The 16068-nt window shown below is 50.0% G+C and carries 15 protein-coding genes and 1 pseudogene; all 16 read right to left on the minus strand.

The window, feature by feature from the left end; all coding sequences use genetic code 11:
- Positions 1 to 103 precede the first annotated feature (103 nt).
- Positions 104 to 487, minus strand: a complete 384-nt coding sequence (locus JI735_RS28100; protein WP_039836558.1) for a TIGR02530 family flagellar biosynthesis protein — start codon at positions 485 to 487, stop codon at positions 104 to 106.
- Positions 484 to 969 (minus strand): flagellar hook assembly protein FlgD, encoded by a 486-nt coding sequence (flgD, locus tag JI735_RS28105; protein WP_039836557.1) that lies wholly within the window; start codon positions 967 to 969, stop codon positions 484 to 486. Before flgD ends, JI735_RS28100 begins: the two co-directional genes overlap by 4 nt.
- A gap of 25 nt (positions 970 to 994) precedes the next feature.
- Positions 995 to 2482, minus strand: a complete 1488-nt coding sequence (locus JI735_RS28110; protein ID WP_202676646.1) for a flagellar hook-length control protein FliK — start codon at positions 2480 to 2482, stop codon at positions 995 to 997.
- A gap of 21 nt (positions 2483 to 2503) precedes the next feature.
- Positions 2504 to 3445: a MotE family protein gene (locus tag JI735_RS28115; RefSeq protein WP_233476087.1), complete on the minus strand. Its 942-nt coding sequence runs from the start codon at positions 3443 to 3445 to the stop codon at positions 2504 to 2506.
- A gap of 18 nt (positions 3446 to 3463) precedes the next feature.
- Positions 3464 to 3907, minus strand: a complete 444-nt coding sequence (gene fliJ / locus JI735_RS28120; protein WP_039836555.1) for a flagellar export protein FliJ — start codon at positions 3905 to 3907, stop codon at positions 3464 to 3466.
- Positions 3908 to 3913: 6 nt separating this feature from the next.
- On the minus strand, positions 3914 to 5227 hold the full coding sequence (gene fliI, locus JI735_RS28125; RefSeq protein WP_202677700.1) for a flagellar protein export ATPase FliI: 1314 nt from the start codon (positions 5225 to 5227) through the stop codon (positions 3914 to 3916).
- On the minus strand, positions 5220 to 6071 hold the full coding sequence (locus JI735_RS28130) for a FliH/SctL family protein (protein ID WP_202676647.1): 852 nt from the start codon (positions 6069 to 6071) through the stop codon (positions 5220 to 5222). The genes fliI and JI735_RS28130 overlap by 8 nt, the downstream gene beginning before the upstream one ends.
- A complete protein-coding gene (gene fliG, locus JI735_RS28135; RefSeq protein ID WP_020434127.1) occupies positions 6064 to 7080 on the minus strand; it encodes a flagellar motor switch protein FliG in 1017 nt (338 codons plus the stop codon). Before fliG ends, JI735_RS28130 begins: the two co-directional genes overlap by 8 nt.
- A gap of 4 nt (positions 7081 to 7084) precedes the next feature.
- Positions 7085 to 8671 (minus strand): flagellar basal-body MS-ring/collar protein FliF, encoded by a 1587-nt coding sequence (gene fliF, locus JI735_RS28140; RefSeq protein WP_039836548.1) that lies wholly within the window; start codon positions 8669 to 8671, stop codon positions 7085 to 7087.
- Positions 8672 to 8705: 34 nt separating this feature from the next.
- Positions 8706 to 9014 carry a flagellar hook-basal body complex protein FliE gene (fliE, locus tag JI735_RS28145; protein ID WP_039836547.1) on the minus strand — a complete coding sequence of 103 codons (309 nt, stop codon included), beginning with the start codon at positions 9012 to 9014 and terminating at the stop codon, positions 8706 to 8708.
- A 28-nt stretch (positions 9015 to 9042) separates the two neighbouring features.
- Positions 9043 to 9492 carry a flagellar basal body rod protein FlgC gene (gene flgC / locus JI735_RS28150; RefSeq protein ID WP_020434130.1) on the minus strand — a complete coding sequence of 150 codons (450 nt, stop codon included), beginning with the start codon at positions 9490 to 9492 and terminating at the stop codon, positions 9043 to 9045.
- A 6-nt stretch (positions 9493 to 9498) separates the two neighbouring features.
- Positions 9499 to 9906: a flagellar basal body rod protein FlgB gene (gene flgB / locus JI735_RS28155; RefSeq protein WP_039836546.1), complete on the minus strand. Its 408-nt coding sequence runs from the start codon at positions 9904 to 9906 to the stop codon at positions 9499 to 9501.
- A 378-nt stretch (positions 9907 to 10284) separates the two neighbouring features.
- Positions 10285 to 11685: an ATP-dependent protease ATPase subunit HslU gene (hslU, locus tag JI735_RS28160; protein WP_039836545.1), complete on the minus strand. Its 1401-nt coding sequence runs from the start codon at positions 11683 to 11685 to the stop codon at positions 10285 to 10287.
- A gap of 33 nt (positions 11686 to 11718) precedes the next feature.
- Positions 11719 to 12261 carry an ATP-dependent protease subunit HslV gene (gene hslV, locus JI735_RS28165; protein WP_039791297.1) on the minus strand — a complete coding sequence of 181 codons (543 nt, stop codon included), beginning with the start codon at positions 12259 to 12261 and terminating at the stop codon, positions 11719 to 11721.
- A 307-nt stretch (positions 12262 to 12568) separates the two neighbouring features.
- A pseudogene (gene trmFO, locus JI735_RS28170) lies at positions 12569 to 13950 on the minus strand (FADH(2)-oxidizing methylenetetrahydrofolate--tRNA-(uracil(54)-C(5))-methyltransferase TrmFO).
- The gene (gene topA / locus JI735_RS28175) at positions 13951 to 16047 is read right to left on the minus strand and encodes a type I DNA topoisomerase (RefSeq protein WP_039836543.1); all 2097 of its coding nucleotides are present in this window, start codon (positions 16045 to 16047) and stop codon (positions 13951 to 13953) included.
- Between the last annotated feature and the right edge of the window lie 21 nt (positions 16048 to 16068).

Raw genomic sequence — 16068 nt, forward strand, 5'->3', positions numbered from 1 at the left:
ATTATGGAGTTCTTTGACTCCGAATTTGTCTGAAATGAATTTGAGCTATGGCTGCTTCAGTCGGTCGGCAGCCATTCCGGCTCTCCAGTTAGGACCAGCCGGTCTAAGAGATGATTACTGCACTATCAATTTGTGTAAACACATTGTCCTTCATGGAATTGCCGTCCATAGCAGTCACGACGGTACGGTTAGCCACACTGACGATCAAAGCCATGTCCTTCATTAATATAAGTGATTCCTTGCTGCCTTTGGCTGCCGCCTTGTCCACTGCGGACGAGATTTGATCCAATTGCCGGCTTCCAAGCTCTATTCCTCTTTGTTCCAATCGTTTGGCTGCATGATGGCTGAACTTCAGCATATTCTTTTGCAGCAAGCTCTCAAATGAAACTTCTGGATTCACAGGATTCTTGGAGCCAGCCGGCCGCTGAAGTGTTGACGGATGTATGCTGGCAGGATACAGCTGGCCTATCGTAAGCCTGTCACTCATGATCCCGTCCCGCCCTCCGCAGAACCGGTACTGGCTTTCGCATCTTCTGTGGGTGCAGCTGCATTCTGGATTTGCGTGACATCGGATAGCGCAATTTTTTCTTTGCCCACAACTGCGTACTGCACGCCGCTGCTGACAACGATAGAATCGACATTCCCCGATTTCGACTCCTTAGTCGTTGCATCCATCCAGGTAATATTCTTGCCGATCAGTCCCGATACCGCGCCAAGCGACTGATTCATTGCTGTCATTTGTGTTGATATATTCATTAGTTGTTCTACCGAAGAGAATTGGGCCATCTGGGCGATAAATTCCTTGTCCTCCATCGGCTGCATCGGGTCCTGATTCTGCAGCTGGGTGATGAGGATCTTCAGGAACTGGTCCTTGCCGAGTGTTGAGTTTCCGGTAGTTTTCTTGGTGCTGTCCGGAGCTGTGTAATTCCACTGATCCGGTGTTGAGACGGGTGGAGTAGTTGATGCCATTTTTGTTCACCTCGCTTGTCGTTTGTTAGGCCTTGGCTGAGAAACTTCCACCTTGCGAATGGCTATCCTGCTGCGTGCTTGCAACCCATTCTTTCCATTCGCCATTCAGCTCAGCGGCAAGCACCGCATCACCGATTTCCTCCGTACGTTCTTTGGAACGTCTTTCCTGCTGCTGACTGCCGGAACCGGCTCCACGCCCCTGCTGGCTTCCATTATATTGGGACTGCAGCGGTGTATTGTTTTGGGTAACCTCCAATTTTTCAACTTGAAGACCCTGATGCTGCAATGCTGATCTGAGCTGGCTCATCTGCTGTTCCAGCATATCTTTGGCTCCGGCATGCTCAGTTAAGAACTGGGCAACCAAATGGCCGTTTTGCATCGTGATTTTAACATCCACCTGCCCAAGATTCTCAGGGAACAGTGTAATTGTCGCCTCAGCCACTCCGCCTTTTTTGACAATCTCCAGTTTGCCTGTTATAAACGAGGTCATCTCATTAGCGAACTGATGTACAGGAACCGGTGGTGCCACTGCCTTAAGCGGCGCAGTAATTCCACCTCTCAACGACAGCTGCCCCGCAGTTACGACTTCATGGTTCTCTTCAGCCGGTTTTGCTCCAGCCAAAACTTCAGTTTCCGCTCCATCCTTAGAAGCATCTGCTGTTAGAGCCGCCTTAGCCAGTGGTGCAGCAACCATATCTGCCTCATCATTTGCTGTTACTGTTGCAGCTGGAACCGCTGCGGTATTCTCAGTTGCTGCTGCAGTAGCGGGACTGGTGCGGATGTCTGTAGAGACTGGAGTTTTTACCTTTACCTCCACGTTGGAATCCGTTTCGGACACTGGCTTCAAAACTACTGGTGCAGCGTCAGTGCTGACAGCCGGTTTTGCCTTAGCTTTATGGTCAGGAACCACCGTATCCGCCAGAATCGCTGTAAAATTATTCAACAGGGCAATTCCCGCCGAGGCTGTTGGTTCATTCCCCTCTGCGGCAGCTTGCTGAACCAGGCTAACCAGACTGTTAAGCTCGTCCTGGACGGCAAAGCGTAGTGTCTCCGGATTCTGTGCAAGTGGAGATAGCGTTTCAGCAGGGATACTTCCTGCTTCGGTGCTTCCCTCAGAAGGAGCGCTTCCTGATAATAGAGCAGATACCTGGAGCAGCCATCCTTGAAGTGCAGCCATCAGAGCAGGTTCACTGCTAATGTCTTCATCCAGCTTCTCCACATCTTCCGTAAGACCCTGCAGCAGCTCGGCGCTTTTGGCTGTAGCATCGTTGCTTGTTTCTTCACCAGCTGCTTGTACAGCGTTCATTAGACCTTGCAGCAGTGAAGCCAAATTCCCCAGTACCGCCGGCACTGCCGTTTCTGTGGCTTGCGCTGCGCCCATGCTCTGAACAAGAGTCTGGGCAAAAGGTGCGGCTGATGCTGTTCCAGCGGCTGTACCCGCGCTTGCAGCAGTTGATGTCCCTGTGGCAGCAGCTTTATTCCCGCCACTCATTGATTGAACAACTAAACTCATTTTTTCACCTCCTTTCCAGTGTTATTTTCCGCCCATCAGCCGGTTTACAACCTTAGCTGTCTGAGCGCTGTCATTCTTGGTCATCTCCCCCAGAATTGAAGAGCGGACTGTATCACTAACCGTGTTAAGAATCGTGATCACTTTGTCCGGGCTGATCTTGTACATCGAACCCAGCAGTGTTGCTGCATCAGCAGCCGGCATGCTAGTGAATGTCTGGTTCAGCTTCTCTTTATCCAGATTATTTGTTGCTGTGGTCTTTGTTGAAGCTCCCGCATCCTGCTTTAGTCTGGATTGAAGGGCTGCAATAGCCATATCGGTTGAATTTGTAGTTTCTTTTAGCTTAATGGAGACATCCGCAGCTTTTTTGGGATCCATTTTTTCTAAAATAGCTGTTTTGCTGGCATTATTCATTACACTGAAGATTTGCACCATTTCATCTGTGGTCAAATTCTCCATGATTGGCGCAGCTTTGGAGGCTTTCATCCCCGCATACAGCTTGGCCAGATCTTTCAACTGCTTCACATAGGGATCTTCTGTCTCCTCTGTACCTGCTTCTGCAGCTGCGGCTTCTTCCTTCATACCGTCAATCTGCTTCTGCAGCGCTTCAGCTTTCGTTGCCTGAGCCGCAGTATCTTCGTTCGCCTTCTTAAGCTGCTCGCTTTGTGCCTCCAGCTGAGACTTTAGCTCCTTGATCGTCTTATCAGAGCTTGCTGCCTGCTCTTCAGCCTGCTGCTTCGGGTCGGTTGCTTCATCAGCAGATTGCGGCGGGTCAGGCACCCATTTCTCCACAACCGGAATCTTGTTCGCAATGGCCAGAACGTTGTTGCGGATATCCATATTAAACAGAGTTAACAGTACCCCAAGCAGGACAAGGGTAAAGATGATCGGTATCATCAAAAATAAAAACCGTTCAAATTTACTTGCTGACCCTTCAGTTTCAAATTCCATATCATTGTTAGCCACTAGCGGAAACCTCCTGGGTTAGAGGGATTTCATCGCGAAGCGGACGGTAGCCATCTCATCCAGTTCGTTTTGTTCCCGTAAAATCATACTCTGCTGAAATGCGGTCTGGGCCTTGTCTTTAGCCTTCAGCCACACCTTCTCATCCAGTACCTTCGTGCTGAGGTGATTCTGCTTGCGCTGAACTTCAACATGCGCACGGCTGATATCCGAGTGTTTGCGCGCGATGCAGTGGTCCAGATAATCGACATAATCCTGCATCTCACGCAGCTTGGACATCGGCGTTTTCTGTTCGGCCGCATGCTGCAGTGCCAGCATCAGTCCGCGGCGTTGCTCCAGCAAGTCCTCAAGACTTTTTTCCTGGGCTTGAAGTTCTCCGAGGGCGCTTGACAGCATCCACTCTGCCTGTGTTTTTTCATTTGCTTTCAAGTCCACAACTTTTTGAAAAGTGTAATGAAACCTCATGATCAATCAACTCCTTGAGAACTGGGAAATTAAAGACTCTTGGACCTCGGCCAGCGTGACCTTTTCGTTTACCTTCTGCTTGGTGAAATTCCATATGCTGTCAATATAATGCATCGACTCATCGATCTGGGCATTGGAGCCTCTTTGGTAGGCACCGATGTTAATCAAATCTTCCGAATCCTTGTATACAGCCATGAGCCGCTTTACATTCTCAGCCGCAGCAATCTGTTCCTCGGGAGCAATATCCTTCATGACGCGGCTGATGCTGGAGAGAACATCGATGGCTGGAAAATGTCCCTTATTGGCAATATTCCGGTTCAGCACAATATGTCCATCCAGGATTCCGCGCACTGCGTCAGCAATAGGCTCATTCATATCGTCACCGTCCACGAGCACTGTGTAAAAAGCGGTAATCGATCCGGTAGGTCCGGTTCCGGCCCGCTCAAGCAGCTTCGGAAGGCTGGCAAACACCGAGGGAGTGTACCCTCTCATTGCCGGCGGTTCTCCAACCGCCAGTCCCACCTCACGCTGCGCCATGGCATAACGGGTGACTGAATCCATCATCAGCATGACATTCAAGCCCCGGTCGCGAAAATATTCGGCAATCGTTGTGGCAATGAGCGCGCCTTTAATGCGGATAAGCGCCGGCTGGTCAGAGGTGGCGACTACAACGACTGACCGCTGCAGTCCTTCCGGACCGAGGTCGCGTTCAATGAAGTCCAGCACCTCTCTGCCCCGTTCACCAATTAAGGCAATCACATTCACATCTGCAGATGTATTGCGGGCGATCATGCCCATCAATGTGCTCTTGCCGACCCCTGATCCGGCAAAGATGCCTACACGCTGGCCTTTGCCTATGGTGAGCAATCCGTCGATGGCTCTGACCCCAATACTGATCGGCTCATGCACCCTGGGGCGGTTCAGCGGATTGGATGGAATATTGAACGTTGAACTGTGCGGCATGCGCGCCGGAATGAGCGAGCCGTCAAGCGGCTGTCCCAACCCGTCGAGAACCTTGCCCAGCAGCTCCGAGCCTACCTGTACACTTAGAGGCTTGCCAGTACCCACAACATCACAGCCCGGCCCTATGGCTTGCAGCTCACCTAACGGCATCAGCAGCACCTTGTTGTCGCGAAAGCCTACAACTTCAGCCTGCAGCGGCTTGTTGCCTTTGGCCGGATAGATATAGCATACATCGCCGATACTCGCATCCGGTCCTTCCGACTCTACCATCAGCCCGATCACCTGAGTAACTTTACCATTGATTCTGACCGGGTCAAAATTCCGCAGCTGCTCCTTATACCGTCCGCTGTCAAGCATCGTCTTCCCCATTTCTGTTCTCATCGGTATCCAGTGCGATCCGGATCAGCTCTTTTTTGATTTCAGCGAGCTGTGTATCAATTCGCGCATCAATACTTCCAAAAGAAGAACGGATGACGCAGCCGTGATCCTTTACAGTTGAGTCAGGCAGAATTTGCAGCTCCGCCTGAGAATCCACTGCCATTGCCAGTTCTTCCCTGGCGGCATTAACAAAGGAGAACTGTGCCGGGGACACACATAATGAAATCAGTCCCTGCTCGCGTTTGCGGGCAAGATTCTTGCGGATCAGATCCATGGCAAATTGCGGCTCCACGGTCAGCTGCTTGTCCACAATCTTCTCGGCAATACTGCAGCTAAGCTCTACCAGAAAAGGCTCAGCCTCTTGAATAATAACTTCTTTGGCCCGGTAGGCTTCCTGGAGAACCTGTCTTGCTTCCTCCATCATCTCGGCCATTTTCCGCGACATTTCCAGTTCAGCCTGTGCCTGTCCCTCTTGGTATCCCTGTTGATAGGCTTCCGATTTGACGGCCTCGACAAGATGCTCATCCTGTTCCCTGCGCTGCCGCCACCACTCTTCAGCCTCTGTCCGTGCCGATTCTACAATATTCTCAGCTTCCTGTGCCGCGTCTCGGACCTGTCCTTCGGCAAACTCCTGTGCATCCTTCAGCATTTGCTTGCGGGCCTGTTCCGCCTCTTCTCTGGCAGAATCCTGAATATGCACCTCGCCTGCCGCCTCATCCGAAGCAATCGGCTCCTCAGTCAGGCCTGCATACTGCCTGGCTTGTTCCAGCCGTTTGAGAACATCAACCGGAACATACTGTGAATGTTTGATCAGCCTAGACAATGATGTCATCTCCTCCGCCACGGGCGATGATTATTTCACCTGATTCTTCGAGTCTGCGGATCGTTCCTACGATGCGTGTCTGAGCTTCCTCGACATCACGCAGCCGTACCGGACCCATATATTCCATTTCTTCGCGGAAGGTTTCGGCCATCCGCTTCGACATATTGCGGAAAATAACGTCCCGCACTTCCTCGCTGGCCACCTTGAGCGCCAGCTGCAAATCGGCATTTTCGATATCGCGGATAATCCGCTGGATCGAACGGTTGTCCACGTTGACGATATCCTCGAAGACGAACATCCGCTTTTTGATTTCTTCGGCAAGCTCCGGATCCTGAATTTCCAGGGAATCCAGAATCGTGCGCTCCGTACCACGGTCAACACCGTTCAGAATCTGCACAATCGATTCAATACCGCCGGCATTCGTGTAATCCTGAGTTACAGTAGCTGAGAGCTTCTGCTCCAGCACCCGCTCAATCTGAGTAACGACTTCCGGTGAGGTGCTGTCCATAATTGCAATTCTTCTGGCTACTTCAGCCTGTTTCTCCTGTGGAAGCGAGGACAGGATGGAGGCCGCCTGTTCAAATTGCAGATAAGACAAGACCAGCGCTATAGTCTGTACATTTTCATTCTGGATAAAGTTCAAAATCTGATTAGGATCAGCCTTCCGGGCAAAATCGAATGGCCGTACCTGCAGTGTTGCCGTCAGGCGGTTGATGACCTCCATCGCCTTGCTTGAACCAAGCGCTTTCTCCAGAATTTCCTTGGCGTAATTGATACCGCCTTGTGAGATGTATTCCTGCGCGAGGCAAATTTGGTGAAATTCAGCCATAATGGACTCTTTTTCCGCACTATCTACCTTACGGACATTGGCAATTTCCAGAGTCAGCTGTTCAATTTCCTCGTCCCTCAGATGTTTGAATATTTGCGCCGATACCTCGGGCCCTAGTGTGATTAGCAGGATAGCCGCTTTTTGACGGCCGCTAAGCGCCTGCTGAGTGGCTTTTGCCATTAGTTCACCTCTGTTCATCTGCTAGCCAAGTACGCAGCAGATTTACGAATTCATCCGGCTTCTTCTTGGCCAGACTTTCCAGTTGCTTGCGAACCTGACTTTCGTTCGTCATGCTATCCATATTAATGGACGGGAATTCTGTAGGAACCTGAAGCGGAATATCTTCTTCCACCTCTTCTTCCTGCTTCTTGCGGTTGCGGTAGATCATGTATCCGACCCCTGCGCCAACCAGCAAAGCAGCTGCAGCAATTGCCCAGATCATCCACGTTGCAAGCCCGCCTGAAGCCGTATTGGCATCCGTGCTTCCAAATTGTTGGGAGTATACCGAAACTTTTTTGGCTAAGTCCGCGTCTGTATAAGAGACACCTGAATCCGCCAGAGAAGCACGTACGATATTCACCAAAATATTCTGAATTGCTGCTGATGTAGTATCATCCAAAGTATTTTGTCCGGTAGGTGGTTCAACCGCAACATTTATGGTTAAATCTTTAACAGAGTAAGGACTTGCAATAATATCTTTAGTGATATGGTTCACTTCAAAGTTTCTTGTCTCCGAAGACTCCTCAGATGAAGAAGTTCCCGAGCCCGTATCCGATGGATAACCCGCAACATCTTGCGAGCCTGTACCTGCTACTCCTCCGGTAGTGTTTCCCTGACCTGAATAGGTATTGCTGATAATCTGCGAGCTGATCTCAATCCCTTTCATATTTTCCGCATCTACCGGTGTGACCAGTTTCTCCTGGCGATTCTCCTTGTCAAAATTCAACTGTGAGAAGACCAGAACATCTACTTTATCCGGACCTGTGAGCGTACTAAGGAATTGTTTCACATTCTTTTTAACTTCTTCCTCAAATTTCTTTTTGAGGGCAAAGTTTTCTTCAACCTGGCTGGAAACTCCTGCCTGCCCGCCCTTGGCCGTCGGCATTAATTCGATTTCATTATTGGCAATCGTAATGTTGTCGACCGGCAGATTCGGAACTGCGGTCTTCACTAGGTTGAAATAACCGTCAATATTGTCTTGTGTAGGTCTAAAGCCAGGATCGAAGCTAAGCACGACCGAAGCAGAAGCCTGCTCCTGGTTCTCTTGTGAGGCAAATACGGTTTCCTTAGGCAGATTGATCAGGACCTTGGCATCCTTGATCCCCTGCATCCGTCTCATAAGCTGCTCTACTTCACCGTTCAATGCATTGTTATATTTAACATTGAATTCGCTGTCTGTAGTGCCGATCATCGACGAGGACTCGTCGAAGACCTTATAACCGATGGAACCGCCTTGTACGATTCCCTGCGAGCCAATATCCACTTTGACGCGGGCCGCATCCGTACTTGGCACGGAGATGCTTTTGCCATCCGGACTCAAGCGGTAAGAAACTCCGGCAGAATCCAGGTACTTCATTACACCGGCTGAATCCGTACTGTCCAAATCCTGAAAAGCCACTTCGTATTCCGTTTTTGACAATTGCATCGTTAAGACCACGATTATGATTATGATGATAAACAGGGTAGAGAAAAATAGTATTTTCTGTTTACCGCTGAATCTGTTCCAATACTGGGTTACCCTTTCCCGGTACTGGGCAAATCTTTCATTCACAGTGTCACCCCATCCGAAACTTAGCTAGGATTATTTAGATTTGAGTTCTCATAATTTCCTGATAGGCTTCAATTACTTTGTTCCGGACTTGTGTAGTCAACTGCAAACTCAGCAATGCCTGTTGGGAAGAAATCATAGCTTCATCAATATTGACCTCACCCAGGATGAACTTGTTACTCATATCTTTTGCCTGCTGTTCTTGATTTGCTACCTGTTCCAAAGCATTCTGTAAATAAGCGCCAAAGTTCTGTCCCGAACCTTCTGATGGTAATGACTCAGCGGCTGATGTTTTCATGGCGAGCGGCTTGATAGCCTGAGCTCCAATGTTTAAATTCTGTATCAACAGTTTCCCTCCCGGTGTGTTCTAAATTTTACCGCCCGATTTCGAGCGCCTTGGTTACCATACCCTTCGATGCATTAAGCATCGTGACATTGGCATCATAAGATCGGGACGCAGACAGCATGTCCACCATTTCTTTGGTTATATCCACATTTGGCATATATACATAACCATCAGCATCCGCATCCGGATGGCTTGGGTTGTATACAGGCTTCAGAGGAGAAGAATCCTCGATGATCGACTGAACCTTCACACCCTGACTGCCATCGCTGTTCATCTTGGAATTCAAGATGTTGGAGAAGCTGTCGTTCTGGTTTGTTTCCAGTACAACCAATTTCCGCCGGTAAGGTACTGCCTTGCCATCAACCACTGAAGCTCTTGTTGTCTCTGCATTGGCAATATTGGAGGAAATCACGTCCATTCTCAGCCGCTGGGCGGTTAATGCTGAAGCACTGATTCCAAAACTGCTGCCAAAATTCATTGTTCGCTACCTCCCTTCAATTACTGTTCGCATCATTGTAATCTGGCTGTTCAATTGCGCCACATATGAATTGTACCTGAGCTGGTTCTCTGCGCTTAACGCCTGCTCCCGGTCCATATCCACATTATTGTCGTTATTGTTCATAGAAGTTGTTTCATCGGTACTGACTGTTGCTGTTGGTACAATAGTACCTGTCCCGAATTGGAAGTGCCGGGAATCTGTCACCTTCGCATTCAGTGTGGACTTAAGACCGTTCTCCTGCTGCTGTAAATAGCTCTCAAAATTAACATCAGAGCGTTTGAAATTCGGAGTGTCGGCGTTGGCTACGTTATTTGCCAGCACACTTTGTCGTTTGGTGGCGGCATCAAGGCCTCCCTGTAATCTTTGAAAACTGACGCTGTTCAATAAACCCAATGGAAATCCCCCTTCCATAGCTTTTGTTCTGAAATGAATTCCACAAACTTCTTAAGAATTCCTGCTTGATTCGACAAAAAAGGATAAAATTCTTCCTAACTTACCGAATATAGGTCGAAAGATGTCGATGGACGAAATAAATGTCAATCTCACATACATTGATTCTCTTAGAATTTGTATATTATTACAATAAGAAATAAGCCCTATCTTTTCTGAAAAGAGAGGGCTTAAAGCATGTTTTTTCAATTATTTGACATTTTCAGCCCAAATTCTTCGGAAAAATAACATTTTATAGCACGAAATCCCCCGAAATGGGGGATTTTTTGTAAAGGCCTAATTCCTAATGCCTAAATTTTAATTATTTTGAAACTTGTCGCATCAGAGAATATATTGACTTAAATCGCGGTCCTGTGCGATTCCTGCCAATTTTTCACGCACATACTCCGGAGTGATGACCATCGTATCCAAAGTCAGCTCCGGTGCTTCGAAAGATAGGTCTTCCAGCAGTTTCTCCAGAATAGTATGCAGTCTTCGCGCACCGATGTTCTCCATATTTTGGTTCACTGAGGCTGCAATCCGGGCAATTTCGTAAATCGCTTCTTTTTGGAACTGAACTTCAATATTTTCGGTTTGCAGCAAATTGACATATTGCTTCGTTAGCGCGTTTTCCGGTTCAGTCAGAATAGACACGAAATCCTCAAGCGTGAGGCTGCTCAATTCTACGCGGATCGGGAACCGGCCTTGGAGCTCAGGGATCAGATCGGAGGGCTTTGCCACATGAAACGCCCCTGCGGCCATAAACAGCACGTAGTCCGTCTTCACAGGGCCGTATTTGGTCATTACCGTAGAGCCTTCGACAATAGGCAGAATATCACGCTGTACCCCTTCCCGCGATACATCCGGTCCGGAGCCCTTGCCTTGACTGGCTACTTTGTCGATTTCATCGATAAAAATAATCCCGGACTGCTCCGCACGAGCCACCGACTCCTGAATGACATCATCCATGTCGATCAGCTTCGCCGCTTCATCCTGAATCAGCACTTTCCGGGCTTCCCTGATCGGAAGCTTGCGCTTCTTGGTCCGTTTGGGCAGCAGGCTGCCGAACATCTCCTGCATATTCATCCCCATCTGGTCATTGCCTTGGCCTGCGAACATATCCAGCATAGTAGGCGCAGTGTCTTCTACGTCGACCTCGATGATGTCATCCTCCAGCTGGCCAGCCAGCAGCTTGAACTTGACTCCGCGGCGGCGCTCGCTGAGGCTTCCATCTTCGGCATCATCTTTGGCATCCTCAGCTGCGTTATTGTTCCCGCCGAAGATCATTTCAAAAGGATTCCGCTGCGACTTATTTTTCGATCCCCCAGGCACCAAAATAGAGACGATACGTTCATTCGCCAGTTCTTCGGCACGGTCTTTTACCTTTTCGGTCCGTTCCAGCTTCACCATACGAATGGAGGTTTCAACCAGATCGCGGACCATAGACTCCACATCACGGCCCACATAGCCAACCTCAGTAAACTTGGTCGCCTCCACCTTAATGAATGGAGCATTTACCAGCTTGGCCAGACGACGGGCGATCTCGGTTTTGCCGACACCGGTCGGTCCGATCATCAGAATGTTCTTCGGAACAACCTCATCCCGCAGCTCCTCAGACAGCAGACTGCGGCGGTACCGGTTGCGGAGTGCGACAGCAACCGATTTCTTAGCCTGCTTCTGTCCTACAATATACTTGTCAAGCTCTGCTACGATTTGCCGGGGTGTAAGCGATTGATTGACCATTGTGACTTCCTCCCTCTTTCTTGGGCACCGTGCCTATAGTTGTTCAACGATAATATTGGAATTGGTATACACGCATATTTCGGAGGCAATCTGCAGCGCTTCTTTGGCGATCTCGGGCGCGCTCAGATTAGACGCGTGGCGTTTCAGCGCCCGTCCTGAGGCAAGCGCAAAATTACCGCCGGAACCGATGGCAAGCACATCATCGTCCGGTTCAATAATCTCCCCATTGCCGGAAATCAGCAGCATTCCCTCTTTATCCATCACAATCATCAAGGCTTCCAGCTTGCGCAGAATGCGGTCCTGGCGCCAATCCTTGGCCAGCTCAACGGCTGCACGCTGCAGGTTGCCATGATGCTCTTCCAGCTTGCCCTCAAACTTCTCGAACAACGTAATCGCGTCAGCTACCGATCCCGCAAAACCGGCGATAACCTGTCCCCTGTACAGCCGGCGGACTTTTCTTGCTGTCGTCTTCATGATGACACTCTCACCGAATGTCACCTGGCCATCCCCGGCTATTGCCGCCTGGCCATTATGTCTCACCGCACAAATCGTAGTCGCATGAAAGCTAGGTAACATAATTTACGCAACCTCCTAAAAGTTTTGTGAGCGCTGCTCCCTATATAGAGCGAACTTAAGATCTTTACATAAGGGACTTCGTCGGGACTCCGGTGAATGTTTGGACTTCCGGCCGCTGTTGTCTGCAGATTTCTTGATTGTACCGCTGTTCGCGGTGGAAATCCGCAGACAAAGGCGGACGCATTCGCTCCTCCAGTTCCAAAATCCCCTCCATCCCTTTTCCCTTTTGTTAGTTTTTCAAGTTCGCTTTGTATAGAATGATCTACGTACAAATCTCCTTGTATGGAGATTTGCCTCCAGGTCCAGCTTACATCGTAGTCTCTTCAGTATTCACCGGTTCTTTATAGGCAAGGCCGGTACGTGCTGCAAAACCGGCAAGACTGTCCAGGGCACGGTGAGCGAGCAGCTCATTTTTTTCTTTTTTACTGCGGATTCTTTGCTCCGGCTTCGGCAGCAGGCCAAAATTGGCATTCATCGGCTGGAAATGTTCCGGGTCAGCAGACGTAATATAAGCAGGCATGCTGCCTAGTACCGTATCCTGCGGGAAGATAAGCCCTTCCTCTCCAAGCGCTGCCCTCGCGGCGTTCATGCCCGCAATCAGCCCGGACGCTGCGGACTCGACGTAACCTTCAACCCCGGTCATCTGACCGGCAAAAACAGTCTTTCCCGGCCCTTCATTTGATAGGTGGGATGCAGAAGCTTCGGAGAATTAATAAATGTATTGCGGTGCATTACCCCGTAGCGCACGTATTCGGCATTCTCCAGGCCGGGAATCAGTGAAAATACCCGTTTCTGCTCGCCCCATTTCAGATGTGTCTGAAAGCCTACCAGATTATACAGGGTTCCCGCGGCATTATCCTGCCGCAGCTGCACAACCGCGTAAGGCAGCTTGCCGGTATGGGGATTCATCAGCCCCACCGGCTTCATCGGTCCGAACAAAGCGGTCTGCTTGCCGCGCTTCATCATGATTTCAATGGGCATGCAGCCCTCAAAATAAATCTCTTTCTCAAAATCTTTGAGTGCAGCCGTCTCGGCCGAGATCAGTGCATCATAAAAACGGTCAAACTCCTCTTCCGTCATCGGACAGTTCAGGTAGGCTGCTTCACCCTTATCATAACGGGAGGCCAGATATACTTTGTTCATGTCAATGCTGTCTTTCTCCACGATAGGGGCGGCAGCATCATAGAAGTAAAAATACTCCTCACCAAGCAGGCCCTTGATCTCAGCCGATAACGAAGGGGATGTCAGCGGACCGGTGGCAATGACAACAATCCCTTCCTCCGGTATATGCGTGAGTTCTTCATTTATGACTTCCACCAGGGGATGATTATGCAGGGTAGAGGTAATTTCACCGGAAAACCCGTCACGGTCCACGGCAAGCGCACCACCTGCGGGAACCGCATGGCGGTCAGCCGCACCGAGCACCAGCGAATTCAAACGCCGCATCTCTTCCTTCAGCACTCCCACCGCATTACCCAGTCCGTTGGCGCGCAGCGAATTGCTGCACACCAGCTCGGCAAATTGATCGGTATGGTGCGCTGGTGTCTTCACGACGGGCCTCATTTCATAGAGTCTTACCGGGACTCCTCGCGAAGCAATCTGCCAGGCCGCTTCACTGCCTGCAAGCCCGGCTCCTATTACTGTAACCTTAGCTGTATCAGTCAATTTCCTTTCCTCCTGTAGAGACATTTATTCTGCCAGTTCTTCGCCCTCAAGCACTGCCTCCGTGTGATCGCAAGAGGTGCACTGCAGCTTCGTTCCCTGCTTGCTGCGCTTCTCTATCATCCAGGAGCCGCAGACCGGACATGGTTTGACGGATGGTCTGTCCCATGATACAAAATCACAGCCGGGATACTGGTCACATCCGTAGAAGACACGGCCTTTCTTGCTGCGGCGCTCCACAACCTTGCCTTCATGGCATTTCGGGCAGCTCACGCCAATATCCTTGACAATCGGCTTGGTATTCCGGCAATCGGGAAAACCGGAGCATGCCAGGAATTTACCGAACCTTCCCAGCTTATATACCATAGGCTTGCCGCATTTCTCGCACATTTCATCCGAAACTTCATCTTCAATTTCGATTTCTTTCATTTCTTCTTCAGCAAAGACCAGCCGCTTCTCAAAGGAAGTATAAAATTCGGCCAATACCTTCACCCAATCTTCTTCGCCATCCTCCACATGGTCCAGATCATCTTCCATGTGCGCTGTAAATTCTACATCCAGAATCTCCGGGAAAAACTGCTCCATCTGCTCAATGATCAGCTCTCCAAGCTCGGTCGGCATAAATTTCTTTTCTTCAATGGCCACATACCCGCGTTTCTGGATGGTTTCGAGTGTCGGGGCATACGTACTCGGACGGCCTATGCCGAGCTCTTCCAGCGTCTTCACCAGACGTGCCTCAGTATAGCGCGGAGGCGGCTGCGTGAAATGCTGCTTCGGCTCAATTTCCTGCTTCATCAGGTCATCGCCCGCCTGGAGCGGCGGCAGGAACTTTTCTTCATCCGTTGTGCCGTCATCATTGCCTTCAACATAAACCTTCATAAAGCCCGGAAAAGAAACCTTGGAACCCACGGCTCTGAAGACAGCTGTGCCTGCAGTGATATCTACCGAGAGCGTATCAAGAACTGCTGAAGACATCTGGCTGGATACGAACCGTTCCCAGATCAGTTTATACAGCCGGAATTGGTCACGGCTCATGAATTCTTTGACCATCTCAGGTTCACGAAGTGCGGAGGTAGGACGGATGGCTTCATGCGCATCCTGGGCTCCGGCGGCCTTCTTGGAATACTGGCGGGGCGACTCGGGCACAAACTTCTCACCGTATTTCGCCAGAATCAGTTCCTTGGCTTCTTCCTGCGCAGTCGCGGACAGCCGGGTGGAGTCAGTACGCATATAAGTGATCAAACCCACAGTTCCCTCTTTGCCCAGCTCAACACCCTCATAGAGCTGCTGTGCGACAGACATGGTTTTGGCGGCACGGAAGCCCAGCTTGCGTGCTGCCTCCTGCTGCAGGGAGCTGGTTGTGAAGGGAGCCGAAGGATGGCGCTGTCTTTCCTTCTCTTTGACTTCACTCACCTTGAAGGCAGCATCTTTAATGGCTTCCAGCACTTCTTTAACATCATTTTCATTTCCGAGTTCTTTCTTCTCGCCGTTCAGCTTGTGGAACTTAGCCTCGAACAGTGCATCCCGGATGCCCAGCTTTGCAGTAATGCTCCAATATTCCGTTGGAACAAAAGCCGAAATTTCATTCTCGCGGTCCATGATAATCTTCACGGCCACAGACTGCACACGGCCGGCTGACAAACCTTTTTTGACTTTCTTCCATAATAGCGGGCTGATCTTGTAGCCGACCAGGCGATCCAGAATCCGCCGGGCCTGCTGCGCGTTCACCAGATCCATATTAATCTTCCGCGGGGTCTTGAAGGCATCCTTCACTGCCTGCTTCGTTATCTCATTAAAAACGACCCGGCATTCCTCTGAGTTGTCCAGATCCAGCGCATGTGCCAGATGCCAGGCAATCGCTTCACCTTCGCGGTCCGGGTCAGCCGCCAGATAGACTTTTTTCACTTTTTTGCTGGCGTCTTTGAGCTCTTTCAGAATAGAGCCCTTGCCGCGGATCGTAATATACTTGGGACTAAAATCATTTTCTACTTCTACCCCGATCTGACTTTTCGGCAAATCTCTGATATGCCCCATTGAAGCCTTTACGATATATTTACTGCCTAAATATTTGCCAATTGTCTTCGCTTTTGCCGGCGATTCGACAATAACCAGCGCATCCGCCATAAGTTGTTCCTCCTAAAAGTG

Source organism: Paenibacillus sonchi (assembly GCF_016772475.1).
In the GTDB taxonomy this organism is placed as follows: Bacteria; Bacillota; Bacilli; order Paenibacillales; family Paenibacillaceae; genus Paenibacillus_AQ; species Paenibacillus_AQ sonchi.